The following is a 3,251-nucleotide window of genomic DNA, read 5'->3' on the forward strand; positions in this document are numbered from 1 at the left end:
AAATCAGCACACGGCGGCTCGAACGCCACCGAGGTCACGTGCAGGTCGCACGGTCCCACGTTGCACACCGACACCGTCTGCTCGGCGAGGGTCCCGGCGCACACGTCGCCGAAGGCCGTGGAACCCGTCACCCGCACGTCCTTCTCGATCCCGCTGCCGCTGACGTTTACGGTGACGGTCGGGTTCACCGGATCGTTGCTCGTGATCGTCAACGTCCCGGAAACCGAACCCGTGCCCGTCGGAGTGAACTTGACCTGGAACGGGAAGCAGAAGTCGGGGCTGATCACCACCGGGTAGCCCGACGAAGGCGCCGTGACGCTGAACTTTGTGCTTGAAGAGGTGATCGAGTCGATCTCCAGATCCTCCTTGCCGGTGTTGCACACCTGCAGAGTGGTCGTGCTCGAGTCACCCACGCAGGCATCGGAGAGCGCCAGGTCCCCCGGCACCTGGATCTGGGGCACGCAGCAGACCAGCTTCTGGTCGACGAAGACATCGATGTTGCCGCTGGCCGGTGTGATCGAGGCGGGCGAGGTGGCCGAGGCCCAGGCCGCGTAGAATCGACCCGCTCCGCAGGTGATGCCGCTGTAGTCGCCGTACTTGGGGCATCCGTTGCCTGTCTGGCAGGCTTCCCCACCCGGGCACCCCCCATCGGAGAAATCACACGGGGTGCCCGAGCCCATGCCGGCCGGGCAGTTGTTGCCCGACAGCGCCACCTGACAGCACCTCCCCGCGAGCTGAGGCTGCGCGGTGCAGGACTCGGAATCCGGGGTGTCGCGGGGAACGCAATTCTGGTTGCCACCTGTGCCGTCGGTGATCCACCCGGAAGCGCACGCCGAATCGGACGCCCGGCTGATCTTGAACTCAGTCCCGGGCGCCAGATTACCGAGGGCGTCGAGGGAGGCGCTGCCCACGAAATAGTCCGTGAGGCTGTTGTCGGCACCCGTGGCGTTGCGGCGATCGTACCAGCCGACATAGGCCGCTCCGCCGACGGCGCAGGCCCAGGGCATGTAGCGCCGCGCTACCACCCCGGTGCTGAGAGCGGCGATTCTCACCGGTGGGAAGCTCAGGCCGCCATCGGTGCTGTCCTGTACGAAGATCTCCTCGTTGACGCCGGCCGCTGTCGTGAAGGCGTACGCCACATAGATGTGGCTCGGGTTGGTATCATCGACCGCCACAGTCTGGCTCGAGAGGAAGGGAGAGCTGCAGCGGTCGATCCCGGGCAGGGGGCACGTCGAGGCGTCGCCCGGAATGCCCAGCGCCACCGGAACCGGAGGCCCTGCGGGGACGAGGCCGGACGTGCAGGAGCTGTAGCGGCGGTACATGATGTCGCCGCCCGCCCGGTACACGACATGGACCGATCCGTCCGCGCCGACGGCGATGCGGGGCCGGTCGCCGCCGCCGTCGATCGTCGCCACGCCCGACCAGGTCTGTCCGCCGTCGTTCGAGCAGACGATCGAGGCGGTCGGGCCGGCGGCGGAATTGAGGCAGGTGCCGCCGGTGAAGTGTCGCCAGACGGAATAGACCTGGTCCCCCCCGCCGGCCGCGATGTTGAAGCGATCGGCGGCAATGTGCTCCTGGTCCGGGAAACACACGGGCCCGCCGCCGTCATTGCAATAGACGGCGTTCCCCCTGAAACCGAAGGTCTGACCGCCGTTCGTGGATCGATCGATTACTGTCGAGCACTCATCCCGGGCCCCCGAGGCGTCGGTGTCCGGGTACCCGATGAAGGCGTAATAAAACGCCCCGCTGCGCCCGAACGCCAGGGACGGGTCGCCGTTCGCGGCGAAGAACCCGCCCGGCACGGCCAGCGTCCCCCCGAAATTCCAGGTCTTGCCGCCGTCGTTCGAGAAGGACCAGTCCCTAGCGTTGTTACCGACGACGATGTTCTGGCCGTTGGTGGAGACGGCCACTTCGATCTCGCTATCGTGTGACGTGCTGTTGTTGACCCGGACGTTCAGCTCCGGCTCGGCGTGCGCGCTCGACACGACGCTTCCGGCGGACGCCAGGGTCACCGAGGCGGTCGCCGAAATCGTCGACTGACTCCTGGGCTGGTGTTGCGTCCGCAGTTCTTCGATCTCCCGCTGGACTCGCGCCGGGTCGCCCTGTGTCGCGAAGGCCAGGCCCGCGCCAATCTCCAGCAGTTCGTCGGGAACCGTCCGCCCGGCCCCTGAGGGGACGAAGCCTTCGAGCCGCACGATGATCGAGCCGGCTGCGATGGCGGTGGTGATCCGGACGTAGGTTTCACGTGTGGCGGGTGCCGGCTGCGAGTCGGGCCGCTCGACCGGGAGCACCTGACGGCGCTGCAGCGCGGGCCACCCCCCGATGCTCCGGAACGTGTGCGGCACGGACGAGGCCTCCGAGGCGATGTCGCCGAGCCGGCGGATGGCCTGCTCGTGATCCCTGGCATCCTCGGTGGTCACGAGGATACGGGGCGTCTGCGCGGACGGGGTCCTGGGCGCTGGCCCCATTGGGACTCGGTACAGCTCATGCGCGTTGACGAACTGACTCGGGACCTCGATCCAGTCCTGAGGATGCTTGATCGTGATCCCTTTCCCCTTGATTTCGATGCTCTTCGAGTCCGCCGGGGGCTGACTGTCGCCGGCGGCGAACGCGGCGCCGACCAGGCCAAGACAGGCGACCAGGATGGCCACCGAGAACGCCATCGCCCCCCGGAGCGATGCACGGTGTGGAAAGAGACCTACCAGACTGGCGACGCAGTTCATGGTGCACCTCCGTGGCTATGGGGCAATGACCCCGAATTCGAACGGGATTCGAAGATGGGTGGCAAATCTCTGAGACGGTCCCCCCGCCGTCCGACATTAAACAACGGCTCCTACCTGACACGAGTAGAGTGTCGAGCCCCCCAGAGAATTGTCGGTGTTCTACGCGAATCAATACCCCGAAGGTCGAGGTCTGTCAACGAAATCTTCAGTGCAATCCACCCGGTTCGGCCGAGTGCCGGCCGGTGGGACGCCTGAAGTACGGCCGGCGAAGCCAGGTGACGGGAGGCACAGGTGGATCAAGTGCGGGGAGCGGAAGGACAGCCGTCCTTCCGCTCCCCCCGGTCCTGATTCGCCTAGAAGTTGACGATGATAGTCGGGTTGAAGCCGCACGTCGTCACGTCGAACCCGACCGTCCTCTTCATCCGATGGCCGTTCACCACCGCGGTCACCGTCACGTTGTACGACCCCGGCAGCAGCTGGATCGGGTTGCTCACCGTCCCGTATTCCCGGTGGTACTGGAACCCCGCG

1 protein-coding gene is annotated in these 3,251 nt (G+C 66.5%); it reads right to left on the minus strand.

Going from position 1 to position 3,251, the window contains the following annotated elements:
• Positions 1–2,723 (minus strand): choice-of-anchor D domain-containing protein (locus VGV60_17765; GenBank protein ID HEV8703122.1); only part of this gene is annotated, 2,723 nt, incomplete at its 3' end.
• Positions 2,724–3,251 lie beyond the last annotated feature (528 nt).

The sequence above is a fragment of the Candidatus Polarisedimenticolia bacterium genome (assembly GCA_036001465.1).
Lineage (GTDB): Bacteria > Acidobacteriota > Polarisedimenticolia > Gp22-AA2 > Gp22-AA2 > Gp22-AA3.